This is a genomic window from Phycisphaerae bacterium, assembly GCA_019636475.1.
Classification (GTDB): domain Bacteria; phylum Planctomycetota; class Phycisphaerae; order UBA1845; family UTPLA1; genus JADJRI01.
In genome coordinates, this window is record JAHBXN010000006.1 from 294,996 (window position 1) to 313,650 (window position 18,655).

Sequence of the window (18,655 nt, forward strand, 5' to 3'; positions counted from 1 at the left end):
TACCGCGCCTCATTCGAGAAGAGTCCGGGGGAGGATATTTGTGCGGGTTTTATCTACTCTCTATATCCAATATGCCCAGGTGTCGGTCAAGAACTCTTTTTTGCGAATCGCCGCGTCCGGTAGGAACGGGGCGCCGACGACCACGGAGTGCGTGCGCCGAATAGGCGGCGCATTGTAAGGTCATCGGTCGGCCGGGGTGTCATGTCCCGAGTTCGAACGAAACGGTCCGAAGCGGCTGGCCTCTCGTGTCAATCTCCACCCATAGCCGAACTGTCGGTGACAAGTCCTCCGGCACTTCAACGTGGGTGTGCCAGTGCGATGGCTCCTTCGGATCCTCGATGTCCGCCTTCGCCTTCAATGCGCCTCGGGCGTCCTCGTGGCCGATCCAGAACCGAACGATGGTGTCCTTCGGTGGTCTGCCTTCCGGCAGGGTGATCCAGACATCGACCGCAGCCTCGCCGCCGGGCATGAGTTCGCCCGGATCACGCGTCGCTCGGACGGTGAGGCCATCGACAACCGTTGATCCGAGCGGAATCGATTGTACTTCATGATGGGTCTTGGAGCCTTCCGGCCGATCGGCATTCTCTAATTGGGTCGATGACTGCTGGCGCGTCCCGGGAGTCTGCGATCCGGGCGTAGCCACCGGCTTCCGGTCGCAGGAAGTGCCAGAGACAAGACATGCGACGAGGAGGCTGTAAGCGATTCGGTTCATAATTTGTGATCCTCGCGTGGGTTGGAATCGGCCTCGATGCGATCGGAATGGTCCAGCGAAGCCGGAGCATCCTGCACGCCACTTTGGCCGGGCAGGCTGCGGCCGGTGAAGACCAGCGAGTAGCCCGCCGGCACGACGATCAGATTCAGGAAAGTGGACGTGATGAGTCCGCCCAGCACGACGATCGCCAGCGGAGCGAGCAGTTCGCTGCCGGGTTGGCCCATGTGCAATGCCAGTGGCACCAGTCCCAGCGCGGCACTGAGCGCCGTCATCAGAATGGGGACGAGCCGTTCCATCGAACCTCGGATCACGGCTTCATCAAGGCAGCCTGTCCCGGAGCGATTTGCGGCGGCATCCTCGTCGAGCACATGCCGGTAGTGATTCACAAGCAGGATGCCGTTGCGCACGGCGATGCCGAAGAGCGTGACGAAGCCGACCATGCTGGCGATGGAAATGACCGGCGGCTGGTAATGCAGTTCAGACAATCCGAACAGTGCAAGCGTATTGCGCAGGGGATTCGACGTATCGGTGAGATAGACGGCCGCGATGCCGCCGATCATCGCCAACGGCAGGTTAAGCATCACGAGCAACGCGGCACGGAGCGAGCCGGTCGAGATCTGCAGGAGCATAACCATGACGACGATGACGCCCAGTCCCGCGACAACTATCGTTCTCGATGCGGACTGCTGCGCTTCGAACTGACCTCCGTAATGGACTGCGTATCCGGCCTGATGAACAATCGGGTCCACGCGCTTTCGCACCTGCTCGACGAGCTGGCCGAGGTTGAATCCGTCCGCGACGTTGCATGAAATGACGGCCTTTCGTTGGGCATTTTCGCGTGCGATGAGATTGTTTGTTCGTTCGGGGCCGATATCCGCGACTTCGGCGAGGCGTACAGTCGCGCCGCCCAGACCCCGCAATTGCAGATCGCGCACCTGTTCGACGCGTTCCCGTTCCTCTGGCGCCAGCCTCACCACCAGTTGATAGCGACGCACTCCCTGGTTGACCTCGGCGACGGTTTCGCCGTAAAGGGCCTGCTGCACCTGCTCGGCGGCTGATGCGGGTGTCAGGCCTGCGGCGGCCAGATCATGCGGTCGGTATCGGATAGGCAGCGACGTGACCATCACTTCGCGGTTTGCGGCGATGTCGCGCGTGCCGGGAACCTGCCTGAGCTCTGATTCGATTTCACTGGCGATCCTGCGGAGCCGTGCCAGGTCATCGCCATACACGTTGATGGCGATTGCCGCCGGCGTTCCGGAGAGAATGTGCGACAGACGGTGCTCGATCGGCTGACCGACGGTCGTGGTGATGCCTGGGACATCGCGCAGGATGTCGTCAATTTCTCGACGCACACGCGACTTGTCCGCTCCCGGATGCATGGTGACTTCAATCTCGGAATTGCTGACGGGTTCCGCATGCTCGTCGCGTTCAGCGCGGCCGGTACGTCGCGTTACGCTTTCGATGCCTTCCAGGTCGATGAGTCTTTGCTCGATGCCGCGTGCGAGGCGGTCGCTCTCAGACAGCGACGTGCCGGGAGGCGCCATCAGAAACACGGTGAATGTTCCCTCGTTGAATGCCGGGAGAAAACTCGTTCCGTAGGTGGCGCCGAGCCCAATCGCGGCAATCGTCACCAGGAAGGCCGAACCAAGAACGCGACCGCGTTTGTGCAGGGCCCATCGGAGCGAGGGTTCATAGAGCCGCTTGAGCCATCGCACGAGCGGACCGTCCGCATGGGTGTATCCGCCGAGACGGCCGCGCAGAAGGTACTTGCACAACGCGGGCGTGACCGTCAGCGCGATGAACAGCGACGCAAGAATGGAGACGATGTAGGTGATTCCCATGGGCCGGAAGAACCGCCCCTCAAGCCCTTGCATGAACAGAAACGGCGTGAAAACGAGCACGATGAGAATCGTCGCGAAGACGACGGAGCTTCGGATCTCGTTGCTGGCGTCGTAAATCACCTGTACGAAGGGGCGGCGCTCCTCGGGTGATCGGTGGCCGTTCTCCCGAAGGCGTCGAAAGACGTTCTCGACGTCGATGATGGCGTCGTCGACGAGCTCGCCGATCGCGATCGCCAGCCCGCCGAGCGTCATGACATTCACGGTCAGACCGAAGTAGTCCAATGTCAGCATGGCGACAGCCATCGAGAGCGGCAGCGCGCTGAGCGTAATGAGCGTAGTACGGATGTTGAGCAGAAACAGTACGAGTATCGCCGCGACAATGACGCTGGCCTCAATCAACAGACGCTGTAGGTTGTCGATTGATCGCTGGATGAACGCCGACTGCCGAAACACCTTCCGGTTGAGGACGATCCCGTCCGGCATTGATTTTTCGATCTGATCCAGCGCGCGGTCGATCTGTTCAGTCAACAACAGCGTGTTGGTACCCGGCGATTTCTGCACGCTGAGAACGACCGCGGGCCGGGCGCTGTCCGCGGCGGTACCACGAGCCGGAGCAGGTCCCAACTCAACATCGGCGACTTGTCCGATCAGCACGGGGGAGCCATGGTGATACTTGATGAGGCTGTTGGCGATGTCACTGACCTTCTGTACGCGTGCTGCCTGACGTATCGGAAGTTCCTGACGATCGACATTCGGCAGGTAGCCGGCGGCCGCGGTGCTGTGGGCGCCGCGCGCCGCCTCGACGACATCGTGGACGGTTAGCCCGTACAGCGACAGCCGGTCCTGATGCACGTTGACCTGATACTCAGGCAGTTCGCCTCCGATGGGGACGACCTGGGCGACGCCGGGAACGGCCATCAGGCGATTTCGCAGGTCGAATTCGGCGTAGGCGCGAAGCTCCAGCCTGCTGACCTTGTTTCCCGGCGAAGACAATGCGAGCAGCATGATCTCGCCGGTGATGGACGTGATGGGAGTGATTTCCGCATGGGCGTTCTCCGGAAGCGCCTCGCGGACGGCGGAGAGCCGTTCGGTTACTAGCTGGCGGGCGCGGAAAATGTCGGTGCCCCAGTCGAACTCAGCCCAAACGAGAGACAGTCCGATGGCACTCGAACTCCGGACTCGGCGCACACCCGGCAGGCCGTTGACCGACGATTCAATTGGAAAAGTGACATACTGTTCGACTTCATCGGCGGCCAGGCCGCCCGCTTCGGTCAGGACAACGACCGTGGGAGCGTTGAGTTCCGGGAAGACGTCCACGGGAATCTGTGGCACGCGGTAGACTGCATAGCCGAGAAACAGCACGGCGGCGCCGATGACCAGCGCGGATCGCTCGAGTGAGAATGCGATCAGCCTTTTGAGCATAGGGTCAGTCCTTTTCCTGGTGGAAGGTGCCGTCCGCGTGGAAGTGACCGCCCTTTTGCGCGCCGCCCGACGTGGCCAGCATGAGCTGATATGCGCCGTCGACGACCACTTCATCTCCTTCCCTGACTCCGCTGCGAACGACGACCCAGCGGCCGTCGTCCGGCCCGAGATCGGCTTCGACCTTGAGCACCTCGTCGGAATCATTCGGATTGCGGCGGAAGAAGATCGTCTGAATGCCGTCGTGAATGGTCGCGGCGAGCGGGATGGCCAGTTCCTCGCGGCCGTCCGCATTTGTGATTATTTCAAGATGAGCGGACACGCCGGGCCGCGCCCAGGAATGAACCGTCGTCGGCGTCATTAGAACCTCGACGGTTCGCTCGTCGGCATCGGCAGCGACACCGAGCATGATCGTGCCGGACATGGTTTGATCGGCCGGGATCGAACCGCCCCTTGGCGGCACGATGGATGCCGGTAGCCCGTCATGAAGACGCCCGAGGTCACTTTGCAACCCCCTCGCCCGGAATCGGAGCATTTCCGGCTGGACGGTCGAAAGCACGATGTCGGATTCAGAGGCCCACGCGCCGTTGGTAAGGGCGAGCGTTTCGACGACGCCGGAAGTCGTTGCCTTTACCTCGACGACGCCCATCTCGCGCCAGTAGGGATGCCGGTGCGGATCGGGGTCGGTGTCAATTGCATGGCGTTCCATGCCGGGGCCTGCCGGTCCGATCAGTTCCTCGCGCGAAATGCCGACGAGAGAGCTTGCGTTCAATAGTAACAGTTGAAACCGTTCGCGGGCCGCGGCCAGTTCGGAGCGCATTTCCGCATTTCGGGCTTCAAGTTCAGCTTCCTTTTCGAGGACCTCCGATAGCTCCGCCCGGGCGACGGCAAGCGCGGCGCGAACCTGCGCGAACTCCTGCGCCGAGATGATCCCCGGCTCGCCGGACTGTTCCAGTTGCTCGAGTCGCCGGGTCCATATCTCGACGCTTACCTGAAGATTCTCTTCGTGGCGTCGATGAGCCTGCATCAGCGGTTCGACGGATGCGACGCGCGCCTCGGCACGCTGAATGCTGGACTCCGTGTCACTCAGACGCTGCTGCAACTCTCGCCACGCTGGAGAATCCAGCATGTAGAGTGTTGTTCCCGGCTCGACGTGCTGGTATTGAGCGACCTTCAGCTCGACACGGCCGCCCAGCATTGTGCGATATTCTCTCCGTGCCTGCGGCTGAAACTCGAAACGCCCCGGCATTCGCAGCGTCCGGGTCACGGATCGCCGTTCCACTTTGGCGAAAGTGATACCGAGGTTGCGCCGGACCGTCTCCGGAATATCGACATGATCGGACTGCTCCGTCTCATCGTGGGCTTTGTGTTCGATGGACTTTTCCTCGCGCGACCCATCCTTCTCGGAACGGCAGCCAACGGGAATCAAGAGCAAAAACAAGACCGACAGGAGCATTCTTGTGACCGAAGTCTCATGCACCGATGAACCCACCTTCAGGATTCTCAGGTCTGAAGCGCCGGCGGTGAATCGGTCGACGGATCTTGCGCGTTTGTTTAGCGGACTCATCAGCGCGGCCCTCCTGTATCGGGCACCGACCTCGACTCGTCTGCGTCGTCGGGCCGATTGGTCGTTTCGGGGTTGGGTTCCGCAGCGGCGAGTATTGCCTCAAGCGGCCTGCCGGTACTTAACTCCAGATCGGCCAGCGCGGCGGCCGCGCTCTGTTCGGCGAGCACACCCGAACGCCGTGCGGCGAGTAGAATTCGCTGTGCATCGAGTACGACAATGAGGCTTGTTCGGCCCGCGCGGTATGTTTCCTGCGAGAGTTCGAGGTTGCGGTCGGCCTGTGGTGTCAGGTCCGTTGCATAGAATCGCGCGAGGTGGCAAGCCGTCTGCGCCTGATCGACGCGCTGTCGGACCTCCTGGACGATCGCACGATCGATCGCCTCCAGCTGTTTTTGAGCCTTCTCAAGCTCGATCTCCGCTTTCGCGATCTGGGCCTGGTTCTGATCGAAGATCGGCAGCGTGATGGAGATCGAAGGCCCCAGAATGGCATTGATCTCCTGTCGTCGCTCCAGATTCCGCTCGCCGCGCGATTGAATCGCCGGAATCGTCGGCGTGCCGGCAGCGATGGACGCGCGGGCCGCATCGGCAAATGGCTTTCGGCCGCCCAGCGCGCGGCGTTCCGATCGTTCAAGGAACGGGCCGATCGAGATTTCGGGAAATATTTTGAGGTATTCAAGGTGCAATCGGGCGGCGGCGGAATCGGCTTGGCGGCGCGCCGCGCTCAGGTCAAGCCGGTTGGCCTTTGCCATCGCGACGACGGCGTCAGCGTTGATCCTGAGCGTTTTGGGCGTCGTAAGCGAATCGGTCAGTTCGAGCGATTCGGCCGCCAACGTCAGCCCGAGCAGCGTCGCAAGCCGTCGGCGTTCGGAGTGCGCGGCGAGGCGGGCCTGTTGCAGTTCCAATTTGGCTTCGAGCGTCGTACCACGGGCGAGGTTCAGGTCGAGTTCTCCGACATTGCCCGCGTCCTTGCGTGCCTGCACGACAGCGAGCAGTCGATCGGCGACCGCGACGTTTTTCCGGGCGATCTCATGCACGGCGTCAGCCGAGAGTGCCGCGTAATAGGCACGTCGGACTTCGGTTGTCAGTTCGGCCGCCTGCCGGGCCAGATCGAGTATGGCGGCGTCAAGTTCCTTCTCCGCGGCCTTGCGCCGAACGGGAATCTGCCAGAGTTCCACGATGTTCTGAGCGAGGCTGGCCTGAATGTTGGAGCGGCCGCCGGCTTCGGGAAACTGTATCGAAAGCCCGAGTGATGGATTGGCGAGCAAACCGGATTGGACCACATCGGCGCATGCGATTCCGACATTGCGATACGCCGCTTGCAGCGTCGGATTGTTCAGCAGGGCGAGCTCGACTGCGCCGCTTGCTGACAATCCTGAAGCCAGCAGGGCTTCCACGCGCTTGCTTGCAGCGGCTTCATCAGCCGGGTTATAGGATGCGTCCTGCCCCGTTACATCGGCAATGTACCGGTTCGCCCGTTCGTAGTCGGCGCGTGGCTCCACCGTTGCGCAACCCGATAGGGCAAGCGCGGCGGATAAGCAGATTGCGAGCCGGCGTTTTTGATCATTCATCTGAATAACTCGCTGGCGTTCATGTTCCGTTGTAGACAATCTCACGACCACGACACGGCCGTGTCATGGTGCGATCGCGTGGCGCGACGGGCCCAACGCGCGGAGCAGTGGCGGATACGGACGGCGAATCAAATCAGAAGGGGAACGCAGGTAGGCAGGCCGATGAGTTCGTGAAAGCTCCGATCCATCGTCAGGATGCGATCAGTCGGCCTTATTTCATCGATGCCCGTGGAGTAACACTCCGAAGTGGCATTGCAAAGCTCCATTGGCGGGGCTTCGATCGGCTTGGGCGCCCGTGCGGCAGCGGTGCAGATACAATCATGCGGCGAGCATGGCGCGCCGCGCTCCTGTTGCTGCTCCGCAGCGCAGTCTCCCGAGTGATGATGGGAAGCGTGGCGGGATTCCGGCTGTGAATGTTCCCGCGCATGAGCGGCCGTCTCCGCACCGCAAATCAGCGGGCAGAATGCAATCATCCAGCATACAAGGATGTTGACGAGCATTCGCGGAAACATACTTAGTAAATCCTATCGGCTGGATTGTCCCGGTCAATTATCAATACGAATTTAACTGTCCCTGTTCGCCGACGGCACGGCGCGCTTGCGTCCGATAGGGCAATGCGGTGTTCGCGTTCGCGGTTTTTTCACATTATTGAGCCTATAAACCCAGGACTGCCGCCGTAAACAGAGGGATATCGTCAACGTTGAGCAGGCCGTCGCCGTTCTGGTCAGCCACACAGAGAACCTCGGGAGGGACGGAGGGTGAGATGAGTGCGACGGTGAAGGGCCAGATATCGTTGCCGTCCAGCAACCCGTCGCCGTTGAGATCGCCGGTGATGCCGGTTGCCTGGCATGCCGGTACGTTTGCCGAGATAACGACGTTGTCAACCTGCCAGCCCAGTTGCTCGTTGCCGAATGCGTCGATCGTATCGAATCGCCATTCGATCGTTACAGCCTGTCCGGCAAAACCAGTGAGATTCACGACCCGCTGCTGCCACGGCGACGACGCCAGATTGCCCGACGCCGGCTCGTCAACGACCGCGCCGTTGACTCGCACCGACGGCCAGTCCAGCGTGCCGAACGCCTCGCGTTGAAACGTGGAGCAATACTTCAGCGTGATCTGATCGCTGTCGGGCAGTGTAATCGGGGCTGTGGTCAACCGGCTGTCCGTCGCGCCGGCGTCGTAATTACAGGTCGCGTCAATCCCGCAGTAGGCCCATGCCGCCCCGTCGCACGGCGAAGGCACGGTACACGCTTCGCTGACGTGCCAGAGCTGAGTCGCTGTCCAATCGGGCGGCAGGCCGTCTTCGAAATCCTCCGAATAGATATCCTGCAGTTGAAGCACGCCAATCGACAGATTCCGGGGAGTCCCCGGGGCCGTTGACGGAAAATAGACGGTCTGTCCGATTGTCGTCTGAGCGGAGATGTAGTAGCTCGCTTCTGTTCCGCAGGTTGCTGCGGGCAACTCCCCTCGATGCAGCGTGGCGCTAAGCGCGATCAGCGGGGCGCTTCCTGACGCCGAGCCATATTGATAGTGGAGAACCGCGGTTCCGGGTTGGAACTCATCGGCGCAATCCCGGATGTCCACTTCGAAGCTGATCGGTTCGCATGGCGGAAGCAGGTTGGGTGCGGGCTGGCCGCCATTGAAGTCGAATCGCAAAGGCGCAGGCGGCGTGACGTAGAACTGCTGCGGCTCGCCGACGGCGATATTGCCTGCCCAGTCCTTGGCCTGAACGTAATAGGAAATTGTCCCGCCACAAGGCTGCCCCGGGATGACGCCGCGATATATCTGGCCGCCGCTGTATCGCATCGGGACACGCGCGGGGGGGTGTCCGTTCACTGAGAAATTCAGAAAGATGCCTTTGTCGAAAAAGTTCCGATCGGACGTCATTCCGTCGAGAATGGCGGCGCGAACAACGTACGGGCCGGTCGTATCGTCGGTATCGCTGAGCTGCTCCAGCTTTACGATGCGCGGCGGGATCGTGTCGGCCGGCCCAAAGTTGGTGTAGATGCGGTTCGCGAAGTTTCCGGATTCGCCCTGCGCAGTCACGATATCGAGGCGGCCGTTGTTATTAAGGTCCCCCACCTTCACATCGAGCGATGAATCGCTGACGGCCGTAATGATCCCGGCGGCCTGGCTGAAAATGCCGTTCCCGTCGTTGGTGTAGATTCGTTCGGATGTCCCGCCGAGCGCGGCGATGATTATGTCGAGATCGCCGTCATTGTCGTAGTCGAAGAACTTGCTGTCGTTGTCGTCAACCGTCGGATTGGTCTGCAACTGGCTGCTGACGTTCGTGAATCCGCCGAGGCCGTCGTTCAGCAGAAGGAGCTCGGTATTGTTCGGCCCGGCATTTGCTCCGAGCAGGTCGAGATGCCCGTCGCCGTTCATGTCGCCGAAGTCGTAGGAATAGCAGGTGCTGTCTGCCGGTACGCCCGCGACCAGCGTGAAGACGCCGTTGCCGTTATTTCGCAGCAGCTTGCTGTTATTGGTTCCGCGGCCGGCGGTTCGGATGTCGAGATCAAAATCTCCGTCGATGTCACCGAATATACAGTCCATGGGTTCACAGAAATTCTCGATCGGGTGCCGTGAGGCTGTCTCGTCCGTGAAGAATCCGAATCCGTTGTTGATATAGACGCGCGATTGCCCACAGCCAAACCGGCTTGCGCCGCCGCTGACGAAGTACAGATCGAGATCGCCGTCGTTATCGATGTCGGCCATCCCGACGCGCGAGCTACTGAGGTTCAGGGCCGGAAGCCGGGCGGCCGTCACATTCGTGAAAAAACCATTGCCGTCGTTAAGAAACAACGCGGGCCTTCGATTGAAATCCTGGGCAAAGACCAGATCGAGATCTCCATCGTTGTCGATATCGCCCAGTTCAACGCCACGGCAGATGCCGCTGAAGTTCAGGCGCGCGACTGATTGATCGGTAAATGTGCCGCTTCCGTTGTTGATGAAGATACGCTGAACCTGCGGCGTTTCGGCCGAGGTGAATCCGGCGCCATTGGCGAAGATGATGTCCAGGTCGCCGTCGTTGTCGATGTCGCCGATGGTCAACTGGTTTGTGTACTCGGCCGGATTCGGAAATGGAAACTGCGAGTTGGTGCTGTCGATGAATTGCTGTGCGATCGCCGTCGCCGGTACGACCGTGCAGCCGATCAGGGCCATGAAGAGCCCGAGTGCGCGACAAGCGCGTAAGTGCATTGCCAAACCTTCCGTTGATGCGATGGACGTAAGCTGCCGCGCGAGCCTGCCAATTTGCCCTTCCCCTTCGCGGCCTCTGCAAGCCCATATCATAGCAGAATCCGCGGTGCGAATTCACCGATTCTTATCGGCCATTTTGGGGCGATTTGTCCCCGTTCCACGAGATAACCCGTGTCGGCTCGGTCGTGTTCGAGGTTTGTGCGACACGCCGGCCAGCCACGAAAGTCTCGCCCCGGAACCGGTTGATCTTGGCCGGATCGATCGTGAAGGGATCGAAATCGAGAATAAGGAAATCCGCAAGCAGCCCCTCGCGGATCATTCCGAGCGTTGCAACGTCGCCGGCCGCGCACGCTGCATTGCGAGTGTAGCAGATCAGCGCCTCGTCCACGGTGATGTTCTGTTCCGGCACAAACAGCCTGCGGTCGAGTGACAAGCCAGTGACAGCCGCGCGAACACCGGAAAATGGGTCGAGTGAAACGACCGGCCAGTCACTGCCGAACGCAACGACCGCGCCGGCGTCGATGAGTGAGCGAAACGCATAGCTCGTCTTGCAGCGGTCGACACCGATGGCCTTTTCCGCATATCGGGCGTCATCGGCTTTGTGAAGCGGTTGCATCGAAGCGACCACACCGTACGCCGCAAATTCCGGGATCGACTCCGGCAACAGATGCTGGGCATGTTCTATTCGGGGCATCGGTGGCGGCCCGCCGACCGAGCCCGTGTCTCGAACCTGTCGCAGTGCGGTCGAATAGGTCCGGAGGATGGCCGCATTGGCTTCGTCACCAATGGCATGAATGGCCGGCGCGAACGAATGTCTCATGATCTCGACGCATGCGCTGGTGAGCGCCGCGGAATCACCGAGGGCGATCACGAGTCCGCGCCAGTCCGGTCGCTCCGCGGAATTATCGGCGTACGGCGATTTCATGAATGCGGTTCGCGATCCGAGCGAGCCATCGGCATATGCCTTGAAACCAGCCACTCGCACCCAATCGTCGTTTCGGTGCGCCTTCGCACGACCGATGAAATCCTGCCATTGATCCTCGCTGATGTACTGACGTATTCGCAGCGTCAGGGCGCCACGCTCCCGCGCCCGGTCGAATACCGCCAGGTGCGAAAACCCTGACATCGTGTGCACGCAGGTGATGCCGTGCTCGTTTGCGTGTTTCATGGCGGCAACGAGCCCCGCATCCAGCTCGGTGTCAGTGAGTTCCGGAATCTGGCGCCGCACCAATTCGATTGCTGTGTCTTTCAGAATGCCTGTTGGCTCGCCGGTCGCCGGGTCTCGTTCGATCTGTCCGCCCGGTGGATCCTCAGGGCCGTGCAGGTCGATGCCCGCCTTATCCAGCGCGATGCGATTGGCCAGCGCTGCGTGGCCGTCCATTCGAGAAAGCAGCGCGGGGTTGTCCGGCGTGACTGCGTCAATCCACTCCTTATTGGGTTGGGTCGGGTCCGGCCAGCTTTCGGTTGACCAGCGCCCACCCTGAATCCATCGGCCCGGGGGCGTTTCGGTCGCGCGCCGTCTGACCGCCTCGATAAAGGCTGGCCGATCAGGTACGTCACGCAGGTTGAGCCTGGACAGTTGAAGGCCGCCGTCGATCAGATGAAGGTGCGAATCAATGAGGCCGGGAATCACGATCCGGCCGCCTGCATCGATGATCCGCGCTCCCTGCCGCGTTTTGGAGCGGGCGGAAGATTCGTCGCCGACATGGATGAAGACGCCTTCGCGGACAAGCATTGCAGTGGCGGACTTTTGCAATTCGTCGGCGGTCCAGATTCTTGCGTTGATGACCAGCAAATCACCGTCCGGGTCTGCGATAGCTCCGCTCTCAGGGTGGTAATCCGGGCGCGGCGAACAGCCGCTCGGCATGATTAGACCGACAAGTGTGATGATTGCGGCGCGCGAGGGCGTTTTCATTTAAGGAGTCCTCGTGACAGTCGATTTCTCGTTGAGTCTGCGGGGCAGTGTAGCGGTGGATGCTGTCGTTGTGCTACAGTTTTGCGTCTGACCATGAACCGAGGAGTGGATCGGCCGTCGCCTGGCGGATCGGCGATGGACTTCCATCAGCGCGCCGAAACTCCGTACAGCATGTTGGAGCCGTCCAACTGAGCACAGACAACCATATTGTCGAAACTGAGAAGTTGACCAAACGGTACGGCGCGCACCGTGCGCTGGACGAACTGGCGCTTCGAGTGACTGCCGGATCCATGTTCGGTTTTCTTGGTCCCAACGGCGCAGGCAAGACGACCTCTCTGAGAATTCTTGTCGGCCTGCTCCGCGCATCCAGCGGAAAGGCGCGGGTGTTCGGATTGGATGCGTGGCGGGCGTCTACAAAAATTTGCGAGCGCGTCGGATATCTTCCGGGCGACGTGCGGTTTCCGCAGCACATGACCGGTGCGGCCTTTCTCAATTTCTGCAATGCAATGCGCGGCGGACACTGCACCGCGGAGATCGAGCGGCTGCGTGGTCGATTCGAATTGAATCTGAACCGCCGCATCCGGGAGTATTCGCGCGGCATGAAGCAGAAGCTCGGTCTGATCCAGGCAATGATGCACGGGCCCGAACTTCTCATCCTTGACGAGCCGACAACCGGCCTCGATCCGCTCATGCAGCAAGCGCTTTACGACGAGCTGCGCGCGGTGACTTCGCAAGGGCGGACGGTGCTCTTTTCCAGCCATACGCTGAGCGAAGTGGAGGAATTGTGCGATCGCGTGGCCATCATTAGATCGGGTCGATTGATTGAAGATAGTACGATTGACATGCTGAAGGCCCGGGCGTTGCGACATGTGGAATTGCGGCTGAAAGCGGGCGGCAAGTCGGCGGATCTCGTCGCGCCGCCGGGCGGCCTGGGTAAGCTGGTCTGGCGGAATGGCTCAGCGACGGGAACATGGCAGGGCGAAATTCAGCCGCTGCTCAGCTGGCTATCGGCGATCGGGGTTGCCGATGTGACCATTGGGGCGCCCGATCTGGAAGACCTCTTCGCCGCCTATTATCGCGACGATTTGATTCAGTCCCAATGAGATCAGCCCGCCGCGTCCCGGCGCTATGTCGAGAGCGGCCCGGCGATTAGAATATGCGGCATGCTTTCAAAGATTCGCAATCTCAGTGCGCTCTATCGCAGCAAGGGCTTCGCGGCGACGCGAAACTATGTCTGGGAGCGCGTCGCCAGCGCGTGGAACGAACGTCATCTGGGCATCGAAACGACCCGTATCGTCGAAAAAGCCGAGATGAACATCGACAACGCGGAGTTCGCTCATTACATCCCGATGACCTTCGGCAGCCTGCGGCGGTGCCTGGCCCGCGTGACCATTCGGCCGGACGAAGACGTGTTCATCGACTATGGCTGCGGAAAAGGGCGCATCGTGGTCGTGGCGGCCACGATGCCGTTTCGGCGCGTGCTTGGCGTCGAGATCAGCCCGCAGTTGGCAAAGATTGCCGAACGAAACGTCTCATCGGCGGCTCGGCGGCTGGCGTGTCGTGACGTGCGAATCATTGTCCATGACGCGACAACCTACGAAGTCCCGGATGAACTGACTTTTGCGTTTTTCTTCAATCCGTTCACCGAGGGTCTATTCTCACAGGTTCTGGCCCGGTTGCGTGAATCGCTGGACCGTCGTCCTCGCCGGTTCACGCTTATCTACGGAAACGCCAACGACGGCGTCAGGCAACTGCTCCATGCCACGCCGTGGCTCATTCCGCGAGAAGAGTACTTCGACTGGGCAATGCCGGCGACGTGGTCTCGTATGATGATCCTCGAAAACAAGACGAATTGAGCCGACACCCTCTGGCGCGTTCATGAATTTCATTCTCATCAGACGCACGCTCCGCGATTATTTTCCACTTGCCGTCGGCGCGACGGTTCTGCTCTTCGTGTTCGCGGTACTCTTCGTGTTCGCGACGAATTCGATTCCGCTGGAAGAAGGGCGGCAGTGGCTGAAGCTTGAATGGGTTCGCCGATTGGTCAATGCGATGGTTGGCGGTGATTTGGCCGAAGCGCTGACGCCGACGGGCGTATCCAGCTTCATTTTCACCCATCCTCTGACGTGGGTGCTCGTCGTGGGGTTTGTCTTCACCATCTCGACGGGCGTGCTATCCGCCGAAATGGATCGCGGCACGATGGATCTGCTCGCGACTCTGCCGGTTTCGCGAGCCACGTTGTATTCCTCCGTCAGCGTCGTTGTTCTGATCTTGGGTGTGCCGTTGATGATCGCGCCGTGGTTGGGCGTGTGGGTCGGCGCGAGAATCGTCGGTGTGATTCATCTTGCCCAGATGGGCAGACTGGCGGTCGTCGCAGTCAATCTTTACGCGGCCTATATCCTGATCTCCGGCCTGTCGATCTGCCTCTCGGCGGTATTCGAACGACGGACCTCGGCGCTGATCGCCTGCTTTGTGATTGTGTTCTATTCGGCTGTGCTCAATCTGCTTGTCGCATTCTGGCCTGCCGCGCAGAAAATTGCCTTCACAGGCTTCTTCTATTACTTCGCGCCCCTGCGAGTGGTGCTCAATTCGACTTTTCCGGCAGGTGACATTTCCGTGCTTTGCTGCGCCGGCCTGCTTTTCTGGTTGACCGGGCTGGTCTGCTTCTGTCGCAGGGACATTCATGTGACCTGATCGCAAGGAGTCGTCGCTTGGCGGCGTCACATCGCGGGCTGCGATGACAACTCCCTCATCAATTCCGGCATCATCGACTTGAACAGCGGAATCAGCGAAAAGTTGATTCCATTGAAGAGCGCGTGCGCGAGGATCGCAGGCCAGATGGTCCGTGTCCAGAGTGCCACCAACGAGAACACCAGCCCGAGCCCCGCCGTTTGAAAAATCGAAATCGTTCCCTGATAGCTGTGCAGAAGTCCGAACACCGCCGCACAAAGAATCACGCCGGCCGTTCGTGATCGAAACAGCGCGATGAATCTCGGCATCGCGAATCCGCGAAACAGCAACTCTTCATGAATGCCCGTGAACAAGCCGAAGAGTGCGAACGTTGCGAGCGTTGGGCTTGGCGCCATCGCGAAGAATTCCTCTCGTTCGGCTGCAATCTCCTCGATGCTCAATCCGCCTCCGATCGAATGTGAGACGACCGCATAGAGCAAAGCCATCAGGATCATCGCAATATAGCAGGCCGGAATGGCCGCGAGCCATGCACCGATGATCAGCCCGGGTGACGCGGATCGGATGCCGATGCTGCTCAACGATTGCTTTCGAATCAGCAGGATGATTCCGATGATCAGCAGCGACGCCACGCCGAGCGCCGTGTTGATTAACAGAATGCCTTGATCCGGCCAGCGATTGACAAGCCAGTCAACGGCGCGACCGACAAAAGATTCGGCCAGCAGCAGGGCCAGCGTCACCAGCAACAGGTCCAGGGCCGCATCGTAGGCTCTCATGCGAACAATCGGATAGCAGGACGATTCGGCGCGTGGCGTGGCTGTCGGCAGCGCGATGGCGGTCGGGGCGGGGCTGAGCGTGATATCTTGGGCGGACGACATCGGCGCCGAATCGCTTTGCGATTCATGGTCGCTGCCGCGGCCCGGAGAGGGTGTGTCGAGAGTCATGTCGGCCCCTTTCGATTCGGCGTTCGAGCAGGAGCGTACGATGATCTGAGGTGGCCGACAACCTGGGAATCATCCCAGCCATGCCTCAGATTCAGTCGTTTGAAGTTTCAACTGCCGTTCAACCATCTCGCGGTATCGATCTTCGTTTGACATGAGTTCGGCATGCGTACCTGTCTCGACGATTCGTCCGTCCTCAATCACAACGATGACATCGGCATGCTTCACGGTGGAGAGCCGATGTGCGATCACGAAGGTCGTTCGATCAGCGATCAGGTCCTCCATCCCCGCTTGAATCAGTTCTTCGCTCTCTGTGTCGAGGCTGCTGGTCGCCTCATCCAGAATCAGAATCTGCGGATCGGCCAGAAACGCCCGCGCCAGGCTCACGCGCTGTGCCTGTCCGCCGGAGAGCTTGACGCCTCGCTCGCCCACAATGGTCTCAAAGCCGTCAGGAAGCTGTGTAATGAAGTCATGCGCGTTGGCTCGGCGTGCGGCGTTGATGATTTGCCCGTGTGTAAAGTCGTGTCGCCCAAAAGCGATGTTCTCCGCGACCGTACCGTCGAACAGAAAGACATCCTGCGTGACAATTCCGAGCAGCCGGCGATATGACTCCAGCTTGATTTCCCGCAGGTCAATGCCGTTAAGGCGAATGACGCCCGAAGTTGGATCGTGGAACCTCGCCACCAGGTTCGTGAGGGTCGTCTTTCCCGCGCCGCTGGGGCCGACCAGCGCGATCATCTGCCCGGCGCGCACCCGCAGGTTGATGCCGCGAAGAATGGGCCGATCGGCGCGATAGTGGAAATGCACGTCCTCGAATTCCAGTGTGCACACCGGCCGCGTCGCCTCCTTCGCTTCCGGGCGGTCGGGCTTGTCGATCGGTTTCCGCAATGTGTCGAACACGCGTTCCATGGCGGCAAGCGCCTGCTGCGTCTGACCATACGATTCCACAATCGCCGATACCGGCTGAAGAATCATCGCCAGGTACATCTGAAAGGCGATGATGCCGCCGATCGTCACCTTTCCCGCAAGATATTGCGTCCCGCCGTACCAGATGACAATCAGACTCATCGCCGGAATGAGCAAGCCCCAGCCGAGACTGACGACCAGTTCGAACATCCGTGCGAGGAGCTGCTTGCGGATGACCGAGTGGTGACCAACCGCATAATCGCGCATTTCAGATCGCTCGCGAGCGAACGCGCGCACGATGCGTATTCCGCCAAATGTCTCTGCGACCCGGCCGTCGATCCGGGCGCGATCATCCCGCATCGCTCGGTAGATCGGTCGAATCCGTCGAAGGTAAATGATATTGATTAGCACCAGCGGCGGAATGATCGCCATCGCCGCAAGCGCCATTCGGAAGTTTATATAAAACAGCATCCCGACGGTCATCATGACCTTGATCAGCGCGATGCCGGGGCTGATCACCGCGATCATCAGCATGCCGGAAAGCTGATCGACGTCGCCCGAAAGTCGCGAGACGATGCCGCCGGTCTTCATGTCAGTGATATCCGACAGCGGCAGCTTGAGAATGTGTTCGTAAAGATGCTGTCTGAGGCGGACGACGATTCGCGCGTTAAGCAACGTGGCGCGCCATTGTCGGTAGATGAAAACCGACATCTGCACGACCGTCACCGCCATCATCGCCAGACCGAATCGGGTCAGGGCGGCGGCGTCGCGGTTCTGTTGCAGAATCGTATCCACCGCGTAGTTTGTGCCGAATGGAAGTACCATCGACAGGGCGGCCGAGATGACTGCCAGGACGAGCACGAAGACAATCTGCGAAGTGTACGGGCGCACCCACGAGAGATACTCGCGAAGGTAGTTTCGCCGTTTCGATTTTCGATCAATTGCAGCGCGCGACCTGGATTCGTCCGTTGACGGCGTGGCGCTCGGCGCGGTGGGGCTACCCGACTCCAGCGTCGGTTCCGCTTCGTAACCCTTACGGTATTTCGTTCTGAATTCGTTAAAATCGTTTCGAGAGGAACGTTTCATAGGCGGCGATCAATCAAACCTCAAGTCGCGACCGTCCATTGCACATGCGGAAACGAACGGCTGGACGGTCAATTGAGAGTATATCGGGGTCCGTGCGACATCGCCGTGAGATGACGATCGGCCGTGGTGGCGGAATTCGTCCGGAACGTCCCAGGCATTTTCGGGCGTCAGCTTGTTCCAGCGGGATTCGACGTCCGATTTGACGGCACCGGATTGCAGAATACGAGCTTTTGCCGCGAACGCTCCCACGGGCGGAGTCGTGCCTTGTTCATCGTGAGTGTGGCTCCGGCGATACCTGAGTTGTGCTAGTTCTGGTAAAGAGTTACGCGCGGCACTTCGACGCATCGGCCGGGCTTCGGCCGAGTATTTGATAAACGGATTCGGGTAACGATACTTCCGATCATCGGCCGACTATGATGAACAGGCCCGTGATGACGGGCGACGGGTTCATGGCTCGACCGGTCCCGCGGAGTGTGGCTGGGTTTCTACTTGGAGCGCGAGCATGCGAACGGGAATGTCACGTGCGGCTCAGTGTGTGGCGGTGGTGGTCGGGCTCGGTTTCGCGCTGGCAGGCTGTGCGGAAGACCGCGCGTCCCAGAAACGCATTCAGGCTCGAGTCGATCACTTCAACCGGACGGCTGAATCAATCATTCGCCGCGAAGAGAGTTGGCAGCGACGAGTCGATTTCCGCTTGCGCGACATCGATCGATGGTGGAAGAGTGACGTGGCCCGGACTCGGGAGAATATCGAAGTACTCGGTGACTATGTGTATTGAGGCCCATCAGGGCAGGTTCCTCTCCGCAACGCGAAAAGGGGT

13 protein-coding genes are annotated in these 18,655 nt (G+C 60.3%); 4 read left to right on the top strand and 9 right to left on the bottom strand.

Features of this window, described 5'->3' with window-relative positions:
- Nucleotides 1-199: 199 nt before the first annotated feature.
- From KF841_11900 to KF841_11930, 7 genes are all read right to left on the bottom strand, one after another.
- Entirely contained in the window at nt 200-712 is a 513-nt protein-coding gene (locus KF841_11900) for a hypothetical protein (GenBank protein ID MBX3396059.1), read from the bottom strand.
- A complete protein-coding gene (locus KF841_11905; protein MBX3396060.1) occupies nt 709-3,975 on the bottom strand; it encodes an efflux RND transporter permease subunit in 3,267 nt (1,088 codons plus the stop codon). Before KF841_11905 ends, KF841_11900 begins: the two co-directional genes overlap by 4 nt.
- 4 nt (nt 3,976-3,979) lie before the next feature.
- The gene (locus tag KF841_11910) at nt 3,980-5,539 is read right to left on the bottom strand and encodes a hypothetical protein (GenBank protein ID MBX3396061.1); all 1,560 of its coding nucleotides are present in this window, start codon (nt 5,537-5,539) and stop codon (nt 3,980-3,982) included.
- The gene (locus KF841_11915) at nt 5,539-7,104 is read right to left on the bottom strand and encodes a TolC family protein (GenBank protein ID MBX3396062.1); all 1,566 of its coding nucleotides are present in this window, start codon (nt 7,102-7,104) and stop codon (nt 5,539-5,541) included. Before KF841_11915 ends, KF841_11910 begins: the two co-directional genes overlap by 1 nt.
- A gap of 128 nt (nt 7,105-7,232) precedes the next feature.
- On the bottom strand, nt 7,233-7,616 hold the full coding sequence (locus tag KF841_11920; protein ID MBX3396063.1) for a hypothetical protein: 384 nt from the start codon (nt 7,614-7,616) through the stop codon (nt 7,233-7,235).
- 142 nt (nt 7,617-7,758) lie between these two features.
- Nucleotides 7,759-10,302, bottom strand: a complete 2,544-nt coding sequence (locus KF841_11925; GenBank protein MBX3396064.1) for a VCBS repeat-containing protein — start codon at nt 10,300-10,302, stop codon at nt 7,759-7,761.
- Nucleotides 10,303-10,426: 124 nt separating this feature from the next.
- Nucleotides 10,427-12,217 carry an amidohydrolase gene (locus KF841_11930; protein MBX3396065.1) on the bottom strand — a complete coding sequence of 597 codons (1,791 nt, stop codon included), beginning with the start codon at nt 12,215-12,217 and terminating at the stop codon, nt 10,427-10,429.
- Nucleotides 12,218-12,441: 224 nt separating this feature from the next.
- Between KF841_11930 and KF841_11935 the strand changes: the two genes are divergently transcribed.
- From KF841_11935 to KF841_11945, 3 genes are read left to right on the top strand one after another with little or no spacing between them, the layout of a single operon-like run.
- Nucleotides 12,442-13,320 (top strand): ABC transporter ATP-binding protein, encoded by an 879-nt coding sequence (locus KF841_11935; GenBank protein ID MBX3396066.1) that lies wholly within the window; start codon nt 12,442-12,444, stop codon nt 13,318-13,320.
- 60 nt (nt 13,321-13,380) lie between these two features.
- Nucleotides 13,381-14,073, top strand: a complete 693-nt coding sequence (locus tag KF841_11940; GenBank protein ID MBX3396067.1) for a class I SAM-dependent methyltransferase — start codon at nt 13,381-13,383, stop codon at nt 14,071-14,073.
- Between the two features lie 22 nt (nt 14,074-14,095).
- The gene (locus KF841_11945; GenBank protein MBX3396068.1) at nt 14,096-14,911 is read left to right on the top strand and encodes a hypothetical protein; all 816 of its coding nucleotides are present in this window, start codon (nt 14,096-14,098) and stop codon (nt 14,909-14,911) included.
- Nucleotides 14,912-14,937: 26 nt separating this feature from the next.
- Here KF841_11945 and KF841_11950 read toward each other — a convergent pair whose 3' ends face one another.
- On the bottom strand, nt 14,938-15,783 hold the full coding sequence (locus tag KF841_11950) for a CPBP family intramembrane metalloprotease (GenBank protein ID MBX3396069.1): 846 nt from the start codon (nt 15,781-15,783) through the stop codon (nt 14,938-14,940).
- A 135-nt stretch (nt 15,784-15,918) separates the two neighbouring features.
- On the bottom strand, nt 15,919-17,838 hold the full coding sequence (locus tag KF841_11955; protein MBX3396070.1) for an ABC transporter ATP-binding protein: 1,920 nt from the start codon (nt 17,836-17,838) through the stop codon (nt 15,919-15,921).
- A gap of 502 nt (nt 17,839-18,340) precedes the next feature.
- Here KF841_11955 and KF841_11960 point away from each other — a divergent pair.
- Entirely contained in the window at nt 18,341-18,613 is a 273-nt protein-coding gene (locus tag KF841_11960; GenBank protein ID MBX3396071.1) for a hypothetical protein, read from the top strand.
- Nucleotides 18,614-18,655: the final 42 nt, after the last annotated feature.

What these genes read in the sequence shown, in the direction of transcription:
- KF841_11900 (MBX3396059.1), bottom strand. Translation starts at nt 712, where the DNA reads ATGAACCGAATCGCTTACAGCCTCCTCGTCGCATGTCTTGTCTCTGGC.
- KF841_11905 (MBX3396060.1), bottom strand. Translation starts at nt 3,975, where the DNA reads ATGCTCAAAAGGCTGATCGCATTCTCACTCGAGCGATCCGCGCTGGTC.
- KF841_11910 (MBX3396061.1), bottom strand. Translation starts at nt 5,539, where the DNA reads ATGAGTCCGCTAAACAAACGCGCAAGATCCGTCGACCGATTCACCGCC.
- KF841_11915 (MBX3396062.1), bottom strand. Translation starts at nt 7,104, where the DNA reads ATGAATGATCAAAAACGCCGGCTCGCAATCTGCTTATCCGCCGCGCTT.
- KF841_11920 (MBX3396063.1), bottom strand. Translation starts at nt 7,616, where the DNA reads ATGTTTCCGCGAATGCTCGTCAACATCCTTGTATGCTGGATGATTGCA.
- KF841_11925 (MBX3396064.1), bottom strand. Translation starts at nt 10,302, where the DNA reads ATGCACTTACGCGCTTGTCGCGCACTCGGGCTCTTCATGGCCCTGATC.
- KF841_11930 (MBX3396065.1), bottom strand. Translation starts at nt 12,217, where the DNA reads ATGAAAACGCCCTCGCGCGCCGCAATCATCACACTTGTCGGTCTAATC.
- KF841_11940 (MBX3396067.1), top strand. Translation starts at nt 13,381, where the DNA reads ATGCTTTCAAAGATTCGCAATCTCAGTGCGCTCTATCGCAGCAAGGGC.
- KF841_11945 (MBX3396068.1), top strand. Translation starts at nt 14,096, where the DNA reads ATGAATTTCATTCTCATCAGACGCACGCTCCGCGATTATTTTCCACTT.
- KF841_11950 (MBX3396069.1), bottom strand. Translation starts at nt 15,783, where the DNA reads ATGTCGTCCGCCCAAGATATCACGCTCAGCCCCGCCCCGACCGCCATC.
- KF841_11955 (MBX3396070.1), bottom strand. Translation starts at nt 17,838, where the DNA reads ATGAAACGTTCCTCTCGAAACGATTTTAACGAATTCAGAACGAAATAC.
- KF841_11960 (MBX3396071.1), top strand. Translation starts at nt 18,341, where the DNA reads ATGCGAACGGGAATGTCACGTGCGGCTCAGTGTGTGGCGGTGGTGGTC.